General features: G+C 53.4%; 12 protein-coding genes and 1 pseudogene. 3 read left to right on the top strand and 10 right to left on the bottom strand.

Annotated features, from left to right (window positions below):
* A partial coding sequence (locus tag FE784_RS37235; protein ID WP_139607349.1) for a hypothetical protein occupies positions 1–218 on the bottom strand: 218 nt, incomplete at its 3' end.
* Positions 219–372: 154 nt separating this feature from the next.
* Between FE784_RS37235 and FE784_RS42260 the strand changes: the two are divergent.
* Both FE784_RS42260 and FE784_RS37225 read left to right on the top strand, forming a co-directional pair.
* Positions 373–447 (top strand): annotated as a pseudogene (locus FE784_RS42260) (DUF1801 domain-containing protein); the annotation flags it as partial.
* A 137-nt stretch (positions 448–584) separates the two neighbouring features.
* A complete protein-coding gene (locus tag FE784_RS37225) occupies positions 585–932 on the top strand; it encodes a hypothetical protein (protein ID WP_139607348.1) in 348 nt (115 codons plus the stop codon).
* Positions 933–1,025: 93 nt separating this feature from the next.
* On the opposite strand, the gene FE784_RS37220 is transcribed toward FE784_RS37225, so the two are convergent.
* Positions 1,026–1,433 (bottom strand): VOC family protein, encoded by a 408-nt coding sequence (locus tag FE784_RS37220; RefSeq protein WP_139607346.1) that lies wholly within the window; start codon positions 1,431–1,433, stop codon positions 1,026–1,028.
* A 285-nt stretch (positions 1,434–1,718) separates the two neighbouring features.
* On the opposite strand from FE784_RS37220, the gene FE784_RS37215 reads away from it, so the two are divergent.
* The gene (locus FE784_RS37215; protein WP_176706791.1) at positions 1,719–1,994 is read left to right on the top strand and encodes a magnetosome magnetite crystal formation protein family; all 276 of its coding nucleotides are present in this window, start codon (positions 1,719–1,721) and stop codon (positions 1,992–1,994) included.
* A 117-nt stretch (positions 1,995–2,111) separates the two neighbouring features.
* Here the strand turns inward: FE784_RS37215 and FE784_RS37210 are convergent, their stop codons facing one another.
* The 8 genes from FE784_RS37210 to FE784_RS37175 form a co-directional block, all read right to left on the bottom strand.
* Positions 2,112–9,920, bottom strand: a complete 7,809-nt coding sequence (locus FE784_RS37210; protein WP_139607345.1) for an S-layer homology domain-containing protein — start codon at positions 9,918–9,920, stop codon at positions 2,112–2,114.
* Between the two features lie 138 nt (positions 9,921–10,058).
* Positions 10,059–10,472 (bottom strand): transposase, encoded by a 414-nt coding sequence (locus FE784_RS37205; RefSeq protein WP_246132360.1) that lies wholly within the window; start codon positions 10,470–10,472, stop codon positions 10,059–10,061.
* A gap of 145 nt (positions 10,473–10,617) precedes the next feature.
* Complete coding sequence (locus tag FE784_RS42255) at positions 10,618–10,980, bottom strand: hypothetical protein (protein ID WP_425465593.1); 363 nt, start codon at positions 10,978–10,980, stop codon at positions 10,618–10,620.
* Entirely contained in the window at positions 10,961–11,284 is a 324-nt protein-coding gene (locus FE784_RS43045; protein WP_425465592.1) for a hypothetical protein, read from the bottom strand. Before FE784_RS43045 ends, FE784_RS42255 begins: the two co-directional genes overlap by 20 nt.
* A gap of 257 nt (positions 11,285–11,541) precedes the next feature.
* Entirely contained in the window at positions 11,542–12,759 is a 1,218-nt protein-coding gene (locus FE784_RS37195; RefSeq protein ID WP_139607342.1) for an MFS transporter, read from the bottom strand.
* Positions 12,760–12,798: 39 nt separating this feature from the next.
* Positions 12,799–14,259 (bottom strand): Msr family ABC-F type ribosomal protection protein, encoded by a 1,461-nt coding sequence (locus tag FE784_RS37190; protein ID WP_139607340.1) that lies wholly within the window; start codon positions 14,257–14,259, stop codon positions 12,799–12,801.
* Positions 14,260–15,259: 1,000 nt separating this feature from the next.
* Positions 15,260–18,829 (bottom strand): DNA polymerase III subunit alpha, encoded by a 3,570-nt coding sequence (locus tag FE784_RS37180; RefSeq protein ID WP_139607336.1) that lies wholly within the window; start codon positions 18,827–18,829, stop codon positions 15,260–15,262.
* A 596-nt stretch (positions 18,830–19,425) separates the two neighbouring features.
* Positions 19,426–19,710: an insulinase family protein gene (locus tag FE784_RS37175; protein WP_176706790.1), complete on the bottom strand. Its 285-nt coding sequence runs from the start codon at positions 19,708–19,710 to the stop codon at positions 19,426–19,428.
* Positions 19,711–19,969: the final 259 nt, after the last annotated feature.

Below are 19,969 nucleotides of genomic sequence, written 5' to 3'. Positions count from 1 at the left end.
ATCGGTGCTGTTGCATCCGGCAATGCTTTCGTCACCGGCTCAATCGCTTTCACCGGAGCCTCCACCACTTCTTGGAGGGGATCTTTAAGCGACTCGGTTACATTATGCAGTATTCCTCCCAGCGAATTCAACGAAAGCGGCTTTTGTTCCGCCGAACAATCCGCTGCGTAAAGCAAGGCGACTATACAGGCACCAAGTAATGAAAGGAACGGCTTCAAATGTTTCACCTCCTTTCCATGTAAAAGATTTCCTCTTTAATTATGACACACTATACCATAGAAAGGTTGCATCCTGTTTTTCTTAGTGCGTTTTTCCGATTGAGAAAAAAAATGTGTGCTTTCCTGGAGCGAGACGGCTGTCGGAAACGGGGGCATACCGGACGTCGAAGAACGCATTCAGTACAAAAAGCCGCATCTTCTGAAAAACGGGAAGTGCGCTGCGGTTATGTTAGAGAAGACGACCGGTGGCGCCGCCTCCGGTTGTTTGTTGTCCTCGTGCCTTCCGCGCGAGGATACGCCTTACGTTGTCCAAGTCCTAAAATCGCTTCCCGAGCATATATTGGTGCTAAAGGGAGCGTGAGCAATGTGGACAAGAAAGTAAAGCGCTATTACCAGCTGAAGCAAAATCAAAAAGAGCTGGAGCGGGAAATGGCGGAATTGCGCAGCGAAATCATCGGCCATTGTATCGAGCAAGGCGTTTCCGAGCTGGAAGCCGGCACCTACAGAGTGAAGCTGGTGCTTCAGGAACGAAAAGAATACGACGACGCCAAGCTTTACGAAGCGCTTCCGGATCCCGACGTGTGGCGCCTGCTCTCCAAGCCGGATACTTCGAAAATAGCCAGCCTGATCCATCTGAACGTCATTTCCGAAGAAAAGCTGAAAGATACATACTCGGTCAAAAACGTAACGCTGCTGCAAGTTGAGAAAAAGTAACCTCGCGACCCGGCCCCATAAACGCCAAACGCGCGTCTCGAAAGACGCGCGTTTGGCATACAGCATAAGCATAATAGGCTTGGCCGCTTCGGATCAGCCCGGCGCTTTTTCTTCGGTCGTGACCATCCACAGGACGCCGAATTTGTCTTCGATTTGTCCGAACAAGCTGCCCCAGAAGGCCGTCTGCAGCGGATGAACCACCTTGCCTCCTTCGGCAAGCTTTCCGAACGCTTCGTGAGCTTCTTCGTCCGTCGCGAATTCGAGACTTAGATGGATGTTGTTCCCCCGGTGAACCGGGCCGAATACGGAATCGGACATGAAGATCGGAATCCCGCCGGCAACGAGACTCATATGCATGACTTTATCCTTGAGCGCTTCGCTTGCGTCAGGCAGCTGTCCGTGTGTCATGACGGATGTGATCTCTCCTCCGAGCGCTTGCGTGTAGAACGCGGCTTGAGCCTTTGCATCCTCCGACATGATGTATGGGGTAAGCTTTGGCATGGTTCAACATCCTCTCTTCTTGCGGGTTGGATTCGTTTAACCTGATTGTAGCAAATCTCCCCTTCTGACGTTTCTTATGGATTGCTATCCTGATTCGAAAAAAATGATGAATACTGGCCGTACATGCAATCCTACTGGCAGGAAATTGCCTGATTATGAAGAATTATGGAGGAAGATGTATCTTTATGTAGACGCCGGTACCATGACCGCCGGGACGGGCGCTCACCCAAGGAAGGAGGGATTATTGTGAGCTTTGATCAATCGGATATCGAGAAAAATAAAGTAATGGGCATCCTGGCCTACATTTTGTTCTTCGTACCTTTGCTGGCCGCGAGAGAATCGAGATTTGCCATGTACCATGCCAACCAAGGGTTGATTTTGTTCCTCGTCGCTCTTGGCGTCAATATTGTCGGAGGCGTCATTCCTGTTATCGGCGCGCTGCTGATCATTCCGCTCGGAAATTTGTGCGTATTCGTACTGATGATCTTGGGCATTATCAATGCGGCTAACGGCAAGCAAGCTCCGCTGCCTTTGATCGGAAACTTTCAGATTATCAAGTAAAAGCTTCGGCTCGAAGCAGCTTCGAAGAAGCCCATTCGTGCGACAAAAACAAAGCAGGCTGCCGATAATACGGTAGCCTGCTTTTTCTATTTCCGCGCGCCATGTCGCCGTTTCCACTTAATTTTTAGTTGCTTGAAGCAGCCGCTTCATGATCGTGGCCGCTTGCGCTCTCGTCGCCCTTCCTTGCGGATCGAAGGCAGCCGAGTCCGTTCCTTGGATGAAGCCGGCTTCTGCCGCCAAGGCGACAGCGCCCGCCGCCCATCCGCTTATGCCGGCGCGATCCGCAAATCGCTCCAATTGCTGCGGCTTTGCATCTTTCCGCTTTGCCGCATCGATATATTCGTACGCCCGCCAAATCATGACCGCCATCTGCTCCCTCGTTATGAGCGCATCGGGCTCGAAACGATCCGATGCTACGCCGTCGATCAATCCCGCTTCAGCAGCCGCTCCGACGCTGGCATAATACCACGCTCCCGCGCCGACATCTTCGAAGCGGTAGATGCTGGAATTGGACACAGAGCGCAAACCGAGGGCCCTGACTAGCATTGCCGCAAACTCAGCGCGCGTGACCGGCAAGTCTGGCTTGAACGCATCGGGTGCGGCTCCATTTACGAGCAGTCGCCGGCCCATCCAGCCAATGTCCGCTTCCGCCCAGTGACCGGCAATGTCCGAGAAGCGGTTTGCATACGCCATCACCGCATAAGAGCCGGAAGATACGATTTCAATGACGGTCCCTCCGCCGTTGGCTTCGGATTTCTGGCCCCATACGAACGCCCAGCCGCTGTCCGCTCCGTCAAACCGATACACCGCCTGCTGTCCGGTGCCATCCGTCGCAATTCGCATGCGAATCGGCTTTGCGGATTTGAACGACACGGGTGACGCCTGATTCCCGCTAACGGTTTCCAGCCATATGTTTAACACGTGCCCGGACAGCTTCAATGCGTTTCCGCTTTGACGCGCAGCCGCCTCAGCAGCCGCATTCTCCTCCGAGGTCGATGCCGTACCGACGGCCAGTTGCAGCGAAGCGCCTGCAGGAAGCACCGCATGCTCGAGAACTTCTACAGGTATCGCAGCCTGCCATGCAACTGTCTTGAAGATCACCTCTGCGCCTCTTTGCCTCAGCTCGGCTCTAACCTCTGCCGACAGCTGAAGCGCGTATTCATCTGCCTGCTCCTTCACCTCGACGAGCAGCTGCTTATTCCCGTCCGAACCCGTTTGAATTGCCTTGGCAATCGCTCCGCTTTGCAATGTTACTCGCAGTCCCGAACCGCCGTTCTTGCCGGTGAAAGGCTCCAATTTCGTCAAAGCCGGATCGACCGGACCGCCTGAAGTCGAGCCTCCCCCCGGTGCGGGAGAGTTACCGTCATCCGGGCCTTCCCTGCGGGTAACTCGAATCGTATATTCACGCACCGTTACACCGTCTTCAGCCGTTACGCGAATAGCGATATCGCCGCTGCCCGGAATCGGGACCGATGTCGGCTTGCCGCTCGCCGTTTCGATGCCTTCGATAACGAGCTTCGCTTTCGGAGCCGCAGTAGCAGCGGTAATTTGCACATGTTCCGCCGCTTGCGGCACCGCTAACGTATACGCTTGCTTGGCCGGATCGAAGGCAGGCGCCAGCTCGCCTTCCGCTACTTGCAGCGAAGCCAATAGCGCGTTATTTGAAGATCCGGTTCTTGCAACAGGCAACGTCTTCTGTACCGAGCCATTGCCTGCGGCGTCGGATACCGCCCCTGCCATGATCGCCAGCTGTCCGACGGCGCCCGGTGCCAGCGGCGGCTCCATGAAGGTAAGGAGCACCGACCTGCCATCGTCGACATCTGCCGTTTTTACAGCCGATACAAGAAGCTCCCCGCTGCCGTTCATCGTGATCTTGGACATATCAACGTTTGAGCCCACCTTTTCGTCGAACGTCAAGCGCACGATCATGCCCTCGGCTTCGACGCTGGCGCTTACAGCCTCCGGTCCCCGCTCATCGCGAGCGGCAAACGCGAACGCGGCCGTTTGCTCTTCGTTCATCCAGACGCCCGAGTAGCTCTGCAAATAACCGCCCTTCACTTTTGCCCGATAGCCATCGCCGACCGGAACAGCCGTCTTCGGCGTGAATCGGACGATTCGCGACAATTTCGCTCCGCCCGGATCGGCCGGATTATTTGCCGCTCCCACGAAATCAGCCGTCCCTTCCAGCGTGCCGCCGTTCGCTCCCGTTATCGTCAAGGCCTGCGAAACGACTGTCGGATTCGTCACTTGTACATACTTGCTCAGCTCGATATCTACGTAGCTGCCCCCTGCGTACGTCACACCCGTCACCGTCCGGATCTTCGGCGGTTCCCGTGACACCAACCCGGCATGCACCTCGGTGTGCGGCGGAGGAACGTCCAATTCGGCGCTCGACTGGGTCTCGTATCCCGCCTTCTCCCAAACGACCTTCCATTTGCCCTCGGGCACATCCCATCCGTATTTTCCTTGATCATCCGTATTATGCGGATTGACCTGCTCGTACGGAGCGGCATCCCACACCGTCCACTCCTTGCTGACCGGATCTTGATAGAGAACCGTCGCCTTTACGCCGCTCAAACGGTTTTCCGGTACAGCTTCATAGACGTGCCCGCTTGGATCGTATATCCAGCGACCGCGTACCTTTTTGTATTTTTTGCGTTTCTTGGTCTCTTCGTCATCATTGCGGCACTGATTGTAGCCGGTTCCGATCGAGTCGATCTGACTATCGACGTAGTTGTCGATTTTGGCCCCCACTACAGCCGAAGTGCCCGCCGCTGCGATCGCTCCCGCGCCCGACAGTCCCATCATGCCCGTCCATACGCCAAGCCCGAACTTGGCCACTTCGCCGCCGACGGTCGCGGCAAGCGCTTTGCCCGCCTGCTTGATCGTACCCGGCAGTTCGGCCAAGCAATCCAATCCGCTCGATTGGACCCTGTACGTAATTCTGTTGATTCTTCCGGCAAAGCTTTGCATGCCGTCATACTGGCTTTTAATCGAATTAAAGGTGCCGAATTCCGACCCGTTCGGACCAAACTGAACGTACGACTCTGTTACTACTGCGGCAAAGGCCGGATCGGCATCGAGAGCGTGAACTCCCTTGGCTGCCCGGACCGCCTTTAGTTCGGCAGGCAAGCCTTCCGGAAACAGTACGCTCATCGGAATATATCCGGAAGAAACCGTCTTGAATCCGTCATCCGTCTCCGTCAGCTCGAAAGAGCCGTTATACATCGGCACTCCCGAACGTTCGACCTGAGCTCTCTCCTCACTCGTCGCCGAATAGCTCGTATCCGGCGTAAGCGTCAGCTTTACGGTCATCGTCATGTCTTCCAGCTGCGGGAAGGTCAGCTTTACCGTCCCGGAATATTTCCCGTCCTTCAGCTCAAACGGAGACGTTACCTCGGCTTCGAAGTCGCGCATGTCGAGAGGAAGCGATGCTTTGATCTCGTCCATCGACGGCTGCTTGCCGTTTACTGTAACAGGCTCCGGTATCGTGTCGAAATCGACATATATGTCGCCCAGCGCTCCTTTGTCCGTTGGCGTAAATGCGCGGAAAACACCTCCGTCCCTTACCGCCTTAACCGGTTCGCCAAGCTGGCCGTCCAAATATACATACGCATTTTCCACCTTATCCGGCTTATCGAACAACAGCTCGAACTGGAAAGGATTACCCGGTATTACCGTGTAAGGGACAGCCGGAATGCCGTCGCGCACGTTCAGCGTCACCCATTTGCCCTCCGGTGCCTGCGCCATGGCCATCTCCAGTAGCCGCGGCTTCTTCGTATCGTATATAACGTAAGAGACCGGGGACTGCAGCTTGACTCCATTCGCTTCGGTTTCGGCCCGGAGAGCGTGCGTTCCAGGGTCGCCAATATCCGGCAGCTCCACTCGCACGCTCCAAAACCCGGTCACGGAAGCTGCCGCGCTGCCCAGCAGCTCATTGCCGTCATACACCTTTACGATGCTTTGCACAGGTGCAACCCCGCTAAGCTGTACGGACGAGTGGAATACTTGGTCGGGCACCTCAAGCGTCACCAGCGGCGCATCGAGCAGTACGTTGCCGATCGTTTCCTCGATCTGCTTGCCTCCTGCTACGGCGTGAATGCGGGCGGAAGACTTCAAGGAGCTGTTGTTGAATAACGGGTCGATCTTCACTTGAAAGCTGACCGTTCCCGACTGCTTCACGGCAATGGCTCCGATTGGAACGATAAGCGTCTGACCGTCGAGCTCCGGCTCTCCGATCGCGCCGGTACCGCCAAGGATGACACGACCGCGGGCATCTTTAACCACCGTCGTCCCTTCCGGGATGTCGATGAGCAGCTTGGCGTCGCTTGCCTCCGAGTTGCCCGCGTTCTTATACCCGGCGCGGAATGTGATTGTCCCCCCCGGTACGACCCGACTGTCGATGGCATCGAAATAATTGCCGTAATAATTGGAGAACATCGTTTTCTCACTGAACGAAACGGAGCCGATCTGTAAAATTTGTTTGTCCGCCACCGTAAACTGCACGTTCGCATACTCGTATTTGGCCGGGCTTCCCGCTAGCTGTCCGACCAGCTCCAGCACGAAAGTGCCTGCTTCCGGAACATTAATATTGAACGCCCCGTCAGCTGCGAAATCATCCATCCCGACATACCTGGATGAGGATGATCTGTATCCGTCCTGCTTCAGCTTATAGATCGACCCGGACATCCATTTATAGCTCGTCTGGGCCAGCTTTCCTTGAATGCGGGCGCCTTTCTCTTCCAGATACAGCTTGGCCGTCGCGTTCGCATTCTCATCCAAGATGGCATCCGTGCACGTCGTCATGTAAGCAGGAACCGTTCCGGTCACGCATACGGAAACTTTATCGCCCGGCGCCCCCCCGATATGATAAGCATTGCTGAAATATCCGGTCTGCCATCCCGTTCTTGTCTCCACTCGCGTATATAGGCCCATCAGATCCATATTGATAGGGTCGCCAAACTCCGTGTCCTCGATATACTTGAGCCGCACTTCCAGATTGACGACGCCGCGGCTAGGCTGGCGCACGGGAATATCCATCGCCGTACTCTGGCCTTCCGCCACATACGCCTGGACGACCCCATCCGTACTGTATTGGTAAGACGACTCGTACGCTTCGATCGCGGCCTCGCCAGCGAGCAGCTGCAGCCTGTACGCGCCCTCCAGATTGGTCCGCGTTTTGCGGACGATCGGCTGCCCCCGGTACGTCTGGGTCGACGTGACGAGCGCATTGCGCACCGGTTGTCCGTTCGGCGCCTTGACGTATCCTTGCAGGACTCCTTCACCCGGCACCTCCAGCCTGATAACCTTCTCGTTCGATCCGGGTTTAAGCACAACCTCTTGATTCGGCACCGGCTTAATCAACTTGTCGCCGATATCAACCTTGACAACGATCGTCTTCCCGCCCTCCAGGTTTTGCTCCCACGGTGTCCAGCCATCGGTGCCATTATAGTAAGAATTAATGAAATTTTGCTGCGAATCGAACAGCTCCACCCGTACGCCGTCTACCGGCTGTCCCGTCGGTCCGACGATCTGGAAGCGGATATTCGCCGGCGGCTCGATATTCATGCTAACGGCTTTGCTTCTGCCCGCTTCCACTTGAACCTGCTCCACCATGCCCCATGTATGGCGGTAATCCGGCGAGCGCAGCTGGAACGTATAGTCCTTCCCGGGAAATAGGCCGTTTACCGTAAAGGAATCGTTTCCGGTCAAGATGGAAACTTGCTCCCCATATTGCCTGCTATACACGGATAGCAGGCTGTTGGCCAAGCTTACTCCGTTCTCATTTTGGAACGTAATCACCGCGGTCCCCGCTACTTGTATCGGCAACCCGTCAGCCGCTTTCGCCAACACGGCGCCCGGCTGAACAGGATCGGTCAAAGTAACGTTCATGGAGACGATTCGGCTGATAGCCTCCGGCATCGTCCAGCTTGCGTCGTAAACGCCGGGCGAAGCTGCCCGCTCGGCAAACTGCAGCTGCACTTTGCGCGTTTCCTGCGAAGTGTCGTCCTTCCATGCCGCATACGATAGCTCGGCGGCAACCTGCTTTCCTTTCTCGCCATAAGCCGTTGCGCTCAGCTTGCTGCCCGGCAGTACGACCCCGTTCCGCTCGCCGTCAAATTCCCACATGATGCGCAATTCTCCGCCCGGATTTTCGCCTCCGCCCGTACCGAGCTTGTAGGTCGGTCCCCCGTAGCTCTCGTGGTAGTCCGCGTTTACCGCCTCGACCTGAAACACATGCTCCGCGCCCGGCAGCAGTCCCGTTGCGGTCAACGTGTTGCCGCCGCTGCCCGAGAACGGCACGTAACCGATATTTGCTCCGTCCTTGTATACATGATAGCCTAGCACGCCTGCCGGATCCGATGCATCCGGCCAGCTCAGCTTGACGCTGACTTCCGTCTTATCCGTCGCCGCCAGCTTGCTGCCCGCCGGCCATACAGGCGCATTCCCTTGCGCAGCGATGAAAAGGCCGGGAATAATATAATCGTTCGCCATGCCGCCCAAAGTCTCCTCATACTCCGAGCCGTATACGACCAGGCTTCCTCCTCTCCCGACAATCGGAGACTGGCTCGGATTGAAGAGTCGGTAAGGCGCGTTCGGCACCGTTACCCGATACGCCGTCTGCGCCGCAACGTCAGCTACGAATGCTTCTTTGGGCACATCTTCGTCCCAGGAGTCCAGATGGAAGCCTACATATCTCCCGTCATCGCTGATGGAGGGCTCCGCACTGTCCCGGGTAAACGGAAGCCCGCCCGGCAGGTTGGAGACGCGGACTAGCGTGGACTGAAGCCGATTGAATACGAAAATGTCCCGCTTCTCGTTGAAATCGTTCTCGATCATATTGTCCGCATCCGATACGAACGCGATAACTTGGCCGTCCGCGCTGATCGACGGCAGGCCGCTCTGGCCGTTCGCTTCCGCTCCGTTCAGTCCGACGCTCACGAGCCGAAACGGGGCGCCGCCCCCTTGTCGATCCAACAAATAGATGTCCGAACGGCCTTCCGTATCGTTCTCGACAAGCCGGGCATCCGATTGGAAAACGATATAGCGGCCGTCTGAGCTTAGCGACGGCGCCTTGCTGTCGCCATAATCGTAATCCTCCATCCCGGCACGCGTGCTGATCCGGACAATCGACCCGTCATCCCGATTATAGACGAATACGTCGTAGTAATCGTCGTCATCCCCCGGCACGAGTCCGTTCGCGTCGGAATCGAACGCGACGTAACGACCGTCCGCGCTGATCGACACCCGATTGCCGTCGCCGTAATCCGTCACGCCGGGTTTCCCTGCCGTAATCGCAGTCAGCTTGCGGTGTTCGGGATGACGGTCGAACAAGTAAACGTGCGTCTGTCGATCCATAAGTCCCGTCGCATAAGTGAACGCCACATAGCGGGCATCCCCGCTCATATCGAAATGAAGGATTTCATCCTGCTGCGCTGCATTCGCTCCGTTTATACGAATAAGATCCATCTCGCCTGTAACCCGATCATACACGGCAACAGCCGGGATGATCGTGGGCATACCCGCCTCCATGCGCATCTCCAACCGTTTGTAGGCGATATATCTCCCGTCGGAGCTCATCTTCAATTCCTGTTCATCCGGCTGATAAATCGTAGAGATAAAGTCCCGTCCCAGCTTCGTCAACAAATTCCATGTCGGCGCCTCGCCGCCCGTCACCGCCGCCGCGAAGGGTACTGCAACGCCGCTTGGCCCTTTCCCGCTCGGACCAGGGCTTGTCCCGCCGGCCGGAGGCTGGCCTACTGTCCCGTACACCGCATTAAGCACGGCGTTGGACAATGCGTTGCCTATCGTACTCCGTTCTTCCGCCTCGGCTGTCGATACGGCCGCCAATTCCGGCACGACCAGCATCGCTGCCAGCAGCAGAGCGGTTGCCCTTTTCCACAAACCTTTGCTACTACGACTCATCCATCGCAACTCCTGTCCGACGATCAAAAGGTATAATGATACACATAGTATCATTATACCTTTTGCCGGATTGTCATTGATAGTGACAGATGTAATGTAATTTTTTACCTATTTTCGATTATTTCAAGGACTTTAGAACTAATTTTCGTCTTCGATTCGGTTTGAGGCTCGGCCGACGCACCGGTTTGGCCGAGCGTTCCTCCGGCTCCGGAACTGTGAACGCCTCCCGACTTCCAAAGCAAGCTGCCCATTGTCCGGATCGTTGTCGTCATCGTTCTTGTCGTCTTTTTCTTTCGGTTTTGAAGCAAGGCTCTCCGTGGCGATCCAATCATTGATCTCGGCCAGAATGTCCGCTCCCAGACGGGCTCGAAAATGCGTCAGGAGCGAATGGTGAAACGGCTCTTGATCGAGATAGCCCGGAAATCCGAGGAAGAATTGTAGGTACGGGTTTTCCATGATCTGCAGGGTCGTCTCCCGATCGCTCAAGCAAAGCCGTTCCTTGATGATCAAACCGCCGAGCGCAACCCGAACCGAATACGCCTTTTGTCCCATCACGGGGGAGCGGAAGGCGTCCGTTATTTCCCTTCCACTTTGTCCCAGGGGATCAACTTCGACAGTTGAACCCGGCGATTCTCCGGGTTCAGTTTTCCGCAATAGGGCAGGTGGAAATCTTCTAACAATTTGGGTGTGTTTTCATTCATTTGAAACATGGTTGTTCACTCCGTCTGCAAGGGTTTTGGCCGTTTTTCGCATATTTCCTGCAGTTGAATTCGACAAAAGTCCGCCTAGCATGACCGACGAAACGCGCCGCCATGTACATGATGTTCTGGATGACCATGCGGATACGTCGGCGTTTTACATTGCCGCGGATCGGCGCATCGTCCTTTCGGAGACTTTCTTGCCCCATGATGCGGAGAAGGTTGTAAGCAAACAATCCCGCATGCAATACCAGATCGTTGGTGGCGAATTTCCCGGCGGGTAAACGCTCCAGATCCAGGTCGGTTTTAATCTCGCTGTGAAACTGCTCGCTTGTACCGTGGTCACGATACAGTTCGATCACGCGCCATGGCGCGCAACGTAGCGAGGTCCAGTACACATGAACCTCGATCTCGGGGATGAGCAGCAGTTGGCCGTCCGTCCATCGTTCGCTGGATCACATGAAACACTTGCCGCAGCTTGCCGTCGAATCCTTTTTCTTTGAATTCGATCGCGTCGACATATTCGGTTATTCCTTCCCGTTGCTGGCACGCGATTCCTTTCGTTTCGGCGATGGTTAGCCACATCTCCTTCGGTGTTTTGCGAAGGTTCACCTTGATGATGTAGTCCGTGCCGGGATGCCGGTGGCACACATGCAAATTGTCCAAACTGTCGTTACCCGCATGCGGACGAGGAGCTTGCGGTCCGTGATACGCCGCGCGTACCGAATACTTTGATCCAGGAACGTGTCGGTTCCCTTCATCTTCAGCATCAAGGCCGCTCAGTATTTGCCTTATACCTAAATGGCAAATACTACCTATAAAAACTGAAGGCAGCCCAGGACCCAAAAATAAAGTCTAGACTGACTAGACTGCCTCTATTCTAGTGCACTAAAGTCGGGATGCCGATGAGACGATCATTTCGATTACTGACCGAGTCTTTGCTCTTTGCCTGTGCTATGAAACTTGAGGAATAGATAAATTCCGATCACAGCCACGACAATCCCCGACCAAAAGAACCACATTTGAACCCCGAAACGTTCGACGACCGGTCCCGCCAGCGCCAGTCCGATCGGGGAGGCCAACAGTCCAATGCTCGTGACAAATGAGAGAACGCGCCCTAATTTTCCAGGTTCATATGACTTCTGAATCATCGCCATATAGGGACCATTGAACAAAGGAGCAGCTGCACCCATGATGAAAGACAAGACGGCAAAAGCAAGGAAAGCTTCACTTCCGACCACCCCGCTCAGGACGCAGGCGAATCCAATCGCGCCTAAACTAAGGCTCATATACGTGGAATCCCTCCATTTAGAAGCAAGAACCGACAACAATGCGCCGCCAAGTATCATGCCCATGCCGAACACCGCCTCAATCAAGCTAGCGCTATACCCCCCGCGGTTGAAGTGCGACAGCGTTATTAGGGGAAAAAGCATGGCAAGAGGCATAAAAAAAACGCTAAAGACAGCCATTGCGACCGTAATCGTGACAACAGGCTTCACAGAAAGGAACGCTTTCCAGCCGAGAGTAAATTCCTTTCGAAACGAAGGCGCTTGAACGGCCTCCGGCTTCGGTTGATGAATCTTGACCAGCAGTAGCATAAGGTTGGCCAATAGAGCGCCTGCCACATCCAAGAGCAGTACCATACCTAAGGAAGTTGCCGAGTAAACCGCTATTCCAAGCGCCGGTCCGAGTACGTTGGACGCCGAGAACACCAACTGATGCCAGCCGGCTACCTTGGTATATTGTTCCTCCGGTGCAATCAGCGGAATCGCGGCCTGGAACGACGGAGCATGGAAGGATGTTGCTGCCGATCGAATGAACAGTATCGCATATACGATCCACAGACTCGGATCGGCCCATAAGAACCAGGCGCCCAGAACCAAACTGGAAAACGCAATGACGCTATCCGCAACCATCATCGTAAGCTTACGATTCCATCGATCAAGCCAGACACCGATGAACGGGCCCAGGAGCGCTTGCGGCAGGAAGCCGGCGAAACCTGCGACCATCAGCACGGCAGCCGAACCTGTTGTCTCGGTCAAATGCCAGATAATTGAAAACTGAACCATAGCGGACGTTAAAATTGAAAAGATTTGTCCGCTGAAAATCAATACGAATGTTTTCTTCCATTGTCTATGCATGAATGATTTCTCCTTTATTCTGCTCATCGCCTTTTCGCATTACTTTAATCGAACAAGCCGACCGTTCTTTACTTCGTACACCTGATCGGCAACGCCTTCGATCAGACGCGCATCGTGGGATATAAATACGATGGTGCCCAGGTAATTTTGCATCATAGTCTCCAGTGCTTCCACGACGGGAATATCCAGAAAATTGCTCGGTTCGTCCATAAGCAGGATGTTGTAGCGCCCAAGCAGCAATTTGGCTAACTGGAGCTTGATGATTTCTCCACCGCTTAATACGGCTAGTTCTTTGCGAATATCCTGATGCGTGAATCCCATTGACGCAAGTACCGCCCGAATGTCCGAAACGGGATATTCGCAATTTTCCTGCATGAAGGCCATGACGTTCTGATTTCGCTCGAACTTGTAGCCGGTTTGGACAAAGCAGCCGATTTCCGCTTTGGGAGATATCGTAATCCCGTTCTCCCGATCTCTGATCATGTTGAACAACGTGGTTTTTCCGACCCCGTTGGCGCCGGTGATCGCGAGCTTGCTGCCGAGCGGGATCTGGAAAGACACGTTGTCGAAAATCACCTTGTCCCCGAACCGTTTGTGGAGATCTTTGCCCACAATCGGAAATGGATTGTGCAATTCCAGCGCTTTGCTCTGACGGAACTGCACGCTGCGTATGGCTTCGGGCGCGTCAACCTCTCCCAGCGCTTCGATTCTTCGCTCCATATTTTGGGCAGCGTTATGGAGCTTCTTCTGCTTGCTGCCCTGGGATTTCTGATGACCAAGGCGTCCGCCGCTATCCGTGCTGTTTTCTCTGTCGGCCCCTTTGGTCCTTTGATCAAGCTTGCGGGCTTGACTTTTCTTTTCCTCGATCGCCTGTTCCAATCGCTCCCGTTCCGCTACATATTGCTTGTATTGGGTAGCCTGTCTTTGTCGCTCCTCTTCCTTTTGTGCCAGATAGTCGGTATAGCCACCCCAATATTCGGTGATTCTTCCGTCTTTCAGCTCCCAGATCTTATCGACGACACGGTCCAGGAAATAGCGATCATGACTGATGACGAGCAAAGCTCCAGCGTAATGTTTGAGCCGGTTTACGAGAAAGTCGATGCCTTCCCGGTCCAGATGGCATGTCGGCTCGTCGGCAATAATGCCGTGCGCCTCTTCAGACAGCGCTCGCGCAATCTTTAGCCGTGTCTCTTCCCCGCCACTCATGGACTCCGTTTGCACGCGGTCGACGCCTAATCTGCCCATAATGGCGTAATCCTGCACATCTTGGACAATCACCTCTTCCAACTGAGGAATGTAGGTGAACGTCCCTTCCCTCTTGATCTTGCCTTGCTGTAAGGGGATTTGGCCCAGCAACGCTTTGAGCAATGTGCTTTTTCCAGCTCCGTTCGCGCCAACAAGACCAATCCGATCGTAATCGTACAACTCCAACTGGTCGATATCGAGCACGTCGCGCCCCAAATATTCCACATATATACTTTCCGCTTTTATCAATAACATGAAATGATCCTCCTTCGAACCGCAGCTTCTGATTTCCGTTCGCAAGCTTTCCTGCGGACTTGCGAAAGGAGCATCAAATAAAGAAGTACCAGTGTTTGCCCTGCATCATCATAATTCCTTTTCTCTGAATAGTAATGAATCTAGAATTTGCCAAACGTTTTAAACAATAAAAAAAGCAGACTCAAGTCCATATGCGGGCTTGGGTCTGCATAAATTACGCTTCAGAACACAGCAAAAGAAGGTACAGCAAAAAATACCGTCCGGACCGCGATCAATGTTCTCATGCGCAAAAATAAGCAGCTCAAAAAAAGCCCACACAAGTGGTAAAATCCGCTTTTTCTTGAGTGCTTATCTTAAGCGCATAGAGTGAACCACATTGATCGCAACCCTCCTGATTATTGTTCAGTTGTATCTTAACATCGACGACTGAAACCGTCAATTCGTATTCCGTTCGTAATGTCGTTGTAGTTGTTCCCTGGCGTAGCACCCGAAAGCAGAGTCAGCTTTGCTTGGCGAGGGCAAGGTACGCGCGTCGCGCTTTTACCCGGTACATGAGCGGTTTCGGCCGATGACCAATGTGTCAAAAGCGGATCGTTGTGAGGTCTGCTCCACCCAGTCAAGCCGTGATTTCGCTCCAATTTCTGGTGATGAATTTGGAACGTCATCTTCTGGTTCTTCTTTTTCTTATTTTCAAAAGTTCAACAATTTGGTCTTACCGCCTTCTTAATTAGATCTGATCCAATGAACCCTCCACTTTATATCAATATGATCGGCTTGGCCTCTGGTCTCTGAATAGAAGTACTTCCAATATGTTCAGGTTTTTCGAGATCATATGGATTTTGAGCCCCTATGATCATACGTTTTGCAAATTCCTTGATCCATGCCGATCAGTGTTTCACTGAACATCCTGCTTTCGACGTTCGGGTTTGAGGGTAGGATTTTGACTTTATATGGTGCAAAAATCGATTTTTTAGCAGGCTACTAGGACAAATAGTCCCACTTATTTTAATTTAACAGATTGCGGTCCGAGCAGCGCCTCGATCGCTTGAACCAGCTGTGGAGACGGCTTGATACTGTACTGCTCGCTTAAGCGTATGGAATTCTTACTCCGCTCGTAGTAAAGAATGACGCCGAGTGGACCTTTGTGCTGCTGAAGCAACTGTTTCAGCTTGCTCAGGCTTTGCGTGTTTTCATGAGCAGCATCGATCTTCAAGAAAACGCATGGCCTCGAGCCGGCGGCTGGGCGTGACATTGGTGCGGTGCGCCAGCGCAGCGCGGTCTCGCGCGCACTGGGCACGTCCAATGGGGCAAGGCGGTCGGCCAGCAGCTTGACGCCGGCATCTTGCTGCTGCAGCTTGCCGCGAATGAGCATGAGGCGCTCCTTCTGTACATGGCTTCCATATTGCTTCCAGATTTCCGGAAAAATGACGACCTTGACCTTTTCGATGCGATCCTCCAGCTCCACGAAAGCCATGGCCTGACCTTTTTGGGTCAGGAAGTTGTTGCAGTATACAATCATCCCCGCCACGGTCACCTCGCTTAAATCCGGCTCTTCTGCCAGCTGATGAAGCGGCATGGCTTCGAGCTCTTGCAGCAGCGGTTCATAAGCGTCGAGAGGATGGCCGGAAATAAACATACCGAGCAGTTCACGTTCCTGCGCGAGTTTCTGAAGCTGGGTATACGGAGTGACGTCGGGATATTCGATCGTCCAATTCACCTCCTCGGTCAAGCCCAACAAGTGCAGTTGCAGTTCCTCTCGCTCCTTTTTCCATTTCAGCACCGCCTCAATCATCCGTTCCAGTACGGCCAACAGCTGCGCCCGGTGGCCAGGGAGAGAATCGAACGCTCCTCCCAAAATCAAGGATTCGATCACCCTCTTGTTGCATACCCGTAAATCCACCCTTCGGATAAAATCGAGCAAATCTTTATAAGGCGCGCCATTCCGTTCACGGATTATTGCTTCGATCGCCTGCGTTCCGACGTTTTTGATCGCGGCAAGCCCAAAACGTATCGATCCTGCGTCGGTATCTTCGTTAAGAGATTCCGCGTTCAAGCCGACAGTCTGCTCTTCGCTGCTCTGTCGCGGATGGACAGGAATAAACGCCTCTTTGCTTTCGTTCACGTCGGGCGGCAGCACCGCAATCTTCATGCGCCGACATTCATCGATGTATTCGGCCACCTTGCGATGGCTGCCCATGATAGACGCCAATGTCGCCGCCATGAAAGGCACTGGATAGTGTGCCTTCAGCCAAGCCGTACGAAAGGTCAATACAGCATAGGCTGTTGCGTGCGAACGCGGAAAGCCGTAGTCGGCGTAGCGCACGATCATGTCATACACCTTGTTGGCGTCGGCCTCGCTGTAGCCCTCCCGCAAGCTGCCGCGGATAAAGTGAGTGCGTACCTCGTTCAGCACCTCGCGTTTCTTTTTTCTAACGGCGCGCAGCAGCAAGTCGGCCTCGCCAAGGCTAAATCCCGCCATCTTGGCGGCAATATGCATGATCTGCTCCTGATAGAGGATAATCCCGTACGTATCGCGCAAAATCGGTTCCAGCGACGGATGGTGATACTCCGGCTCAATCTCTCCGTGTTTGGTCTTCATATACTTAGGGATAAATTCCATCGGACCTGGCCGGTGCAATGCGCTGACGGAAATAATGTCCTCAAACTCCGACGGCTTCATTTCTTTCAGCACCCGTCGGAAGCTGGCGGACTCCAACTGGAAAACAGCCGCCGTTTCGCCGCGGCACAGCATCGCATATGTAGCCGGATCGTCCTCCGGCAGCTTCCGCAAATCGATCTCGCACCCGTCCCAATCCCGAATCCAGCGCAATGTACGCTCGATTACTGAGAGCATGCGCACACCGAGAAAATCCACCTTCAGTAATCCGATCGCTTCCAGATGCTCCATCGAATATTGCGTCAAAGCGGTCCCCTCCGCCCCCTCTTGGAGCGGCACATACCGGTTAAGCGGCTCGCGGGAAATAACGACGCCCGACGCATGCGTGGATACGTGACGGGGCAACCCTTCGACCCGTATCGCCGTGTCGAGTAGTTCTGCGATTTTGGGTTGCTTGGCTGCCAGCGCTCTCAGCTCAGGATTGACCGTAAGCGCCTCCTGCAGCTTGATCCCGATAGGGCCGTTGATCATTCTGGCGACCCTGTCAACATCGTTAGAGGGCAGGTTCATTATCCTGCCTACATCGCGCAATGCGGCCTTCGCAGCCATCGTACCGAACGTGATGATCTGCGCGACATGGTCTTTTCCGTATTTTTCCGTTACGTAAGCGATCACCTCTTCCCTACGCAGGTCGTCGAAATCGATGTCGATATCCGGCATCGATACCCGCTCCGGGTTCAGGAAGCGCTCGAACAACAGGCCGTACCGGATCGGATCGACATCGGTGATGTTCAGCGTGTACGCAACGAGACTTCCGGCAGACGAGCCCCGACCCGGTCCGGTGGCGATACCGCGCTCATGTGCGAAGCGGATAAAATCCCAGACGATTAGAAAATAGTCGGAGTACCCCATTTTTTCAATGACCGTAAGCTCGTACTGTAATCTTTCCTCTATCATCCGCCGATAAGAAGCATCGACTGTAACGCCAACATCATCCTCGTGACGTCCATCCCGGCTCCAACCGTATCGGGCGGCAAGCCCCTGCCAGCACAATTCGGCCAAATACCCTCCGGCGGTTAACCCTTCTGGTATCGGCTGGAATTCGGGCGAAATCGAGCCGCCGAATTCCAGCTTCAGATCGCAGCGGTCCGCCACAACGGCCGTATTGGCCAAAGCCTCGGGGACGTGAGCGAACAGCCTACGCATTTCTTCACCGCTTTTCAAGTACAATTGATCGGTCGTAAAACGCAGCCTGTCAGTATCATCCAACGTCTTTCCGGTGCCGATGCAATTCAGCACATCCTGGACCGCCTGATCCGACGCCTTAATATAGTGAACATCGTTCGTGACGATTAATGGGATTCCGGTTTCCCTGCTCAACGCAATCATATCGCACATCACTTTCTTTTGCTCGGTCAGCCCGTGATCCTGCAGCTCCAGAAAGAAATCGTCGCCGAATATATTCCGATACCTTTCGGCGGCCAGCTTCGCTTCCGCGTGCCTTGCATGAAGGAGATGCTGAGAAATCTCCCCCCCGAGGCAGGAGCTTAAGCAAATTAAGCCTTCGGCATATTCCGTCAAGCGCTCGGCATCAATACGCGGCTTGTAGGGAAAACCCTCCAAATGGCCGATCGAGATCAGTTTCATTAAATTTTGATAGCCCGATTCATTCTTGGCTAGCAGGATTAAATGGTAAACCGGCTGATTCTGCCGGCTTCCTTTGTCACGTATCGAGCCTGCCGTAAAGTATGCTTCACAGCCGATGATCGGTTTGATTCCCCGCTCCGTACACGCCTTATAGAATGGTACCGCTCCATACATGACGCCGTGATCGGTCAGCGCAAGCGACGTCATGCCAAGCTCGGCCGCATGGGAGGCCAAATCTTCGATCCGGGCCGCCCCGTCTAGCAAACTGTATTCACTATGCACGTGCAGATGCACAAAACGTTCCATTCATACTCATCCCTATCTTATTTACTATCATTTTATAATAATGCTAAGTCGTTCAGCCTTATCGGTATGTACAGTGATAACGGTCAACCTATCGCTTAACACACTCTTTTCGATAATCATTCTTCAAAATGTAAAATTAATCCATTTCAATTTTACCGCACGTATGTTCGATAGTAAATATATAACAGAGATAAAATACGATAAAATCACTTTCTAAATCTCCTGCTACCAGGCTTCGGAAAAGTCCACTTTCCTACCAATCCGTATTAGCGTAAACTGCCCTTAGCTCAATGGCAAAAAAATGCCCCATAGCAACGGGCTATGGGGCTTAAGATTTATATTAATAAGGGGGTCAACACTTATTATAGGCTACATTTATTAATGCAACGTGAAACGATAATTTCAAGTTTATTACAAATTACTGTCACTTTTGTTTGTTGAAGTAAACTGCCCGTTACTTCAATGAAGACAGGGAGCAGTTGCTGCGGCGCCTGCTCCCTGTTTAATTCCACTATAGTCTCCGTTAGGTGAGAAAGGCAACCGTTCTCACAAACCGGCTGCTTCTTTAGCGACTTCCCCTGATGAAAATAACGTTCTTAAGCAGAACGTCCCTCTTTATCGGTGTCCATTGAGACCGTATTACCTTCGCGGTTAACCTGAATAAAAGGCATCTTATCTGTATTCAAGTAGGTTTGAGCAAAATCCAGTACGTCTTCCATCGTAACTGCACGAATGCCATCAACAAAGCTATCCGGATCAACTACATCCTGATACATGTGCTTGGACGCAAGCCGAGAGATTATGGCTTCAGGGTAATCCTCGGCGATCAGGTAACGTCCTGTTATCGATTTTTTTGCGCGGAACAGTTCTGCATCCTGCAACGGTTCCACTTTTAGGCGATTCAATTCTGCAATAATGATGTTACGTACCTCATCGGTACGTTATGGATCCGTACCGACATATCCAATAATAAATCCTTCGCTGACCCTTGGACTTAAAAATGCGCCCACATCGTATGCAAGTCCCCGATCTCCGCGGATTAGCTTACGGCTGCTTCATGACATCCACCCATCCCATATAAATGAAGGCGCAGCTTTTTAAAAAACACGCCGGCCGCGCTTAGTTTCGTATTGCCATTTT

The organism is Paenibacillus hemerocallicola (genome assembly GCF_006265175.1).
Taxonomy (GTDB): Bacteria; Bacillota; Bacilli; order Paenibacillales; family NBRC-103111; genus Paenibacillus_AB; species Paenibacillus_AB hemerocallicola.
This window is presented reverse-complemented; position numbering and strand designations above follow the sequence as displayed.